Raw genomic sequence first — 745 nt, forward strand, 5'->3', positions numbered from 1 at the left:
AAGAAGAACATCATCAAAAGTTAATCCTTCTTTGAATTCCAATGAAACCTTGTAAAGATGGTCAAATATGGATTATAAGCCTTTGTGTCTTTTAGATAGTTTTGATGCAACTGTAATGGCATCCTTTGTTTGAGCTACATTATGAGTGCGAATTACATCAGCTCCATTAAGAACAGATACAGCCTCTGCTGCAATAGATCCAAATAATCGATCTGAAACATTTTCTTTTCCAAGTATTTTTCCAATAAATGATTTGTTTGAAACGGAGATCAAAATTGGATGGTTCATCTTAATTGATTTTAGATTTTGAATTACAGATAGATCTCGCTTAAACCAATCAGATTTGATTTTTGTAAAAAAAGATCCTTTTCCAGACTTGCGAAAAAAACCAATGGCTGGATCTAAAACTATTTTATCAGATGAAATTCCAGTGGTCTTTGCAAGTTTTAAACTGTCTTTTAAAAGATCTTTAGTAGACTGAATATCACCAATTACTCTCTTTGAATCAAATGCACACAATACAAGAGACGGTCGATATTTCCTGACTACATCAATCATTTTAGGATCGTACTTTAATCCAGAAATATCATTAATTATCTCAACTCCGTATTCTAGGACGTGTTTTGCAACATTTGCTCTACAAGTATCTACAGAGATTGGAAGATTTGAGATATTTTGAATTACTTTGATTGCATCAAGAACTCTTTGTAATTCTGTTTTTTCTGATACGGATGTAGACAGATAC

At 32.1% G+C, this 745-nt stretch carries 1 protein-coding gene; it reads right to left on the reverse strand.

The annotated features are described in order from the left end of the window. Window positions 1-72: 72 nt before the first annotated feature. On the reverse strand, window positions 73-745 hold a 673-nt coding region (locus tag BG20_RS07470; protein WP_010193043.1), incomplete at its 5' end, for a dihydropteroate synthase.

The organism is Candidatus Nitrosarchaeum limnium BG20, assembly GCF_000241145.1.
Lineage (GTDB): Archaea > Thermoproteota > Nitrososphaeria > Nitrososphaerales > Nitrosopumilaceae > Nitrosarchaeum > Nitrosarchaeum limnae.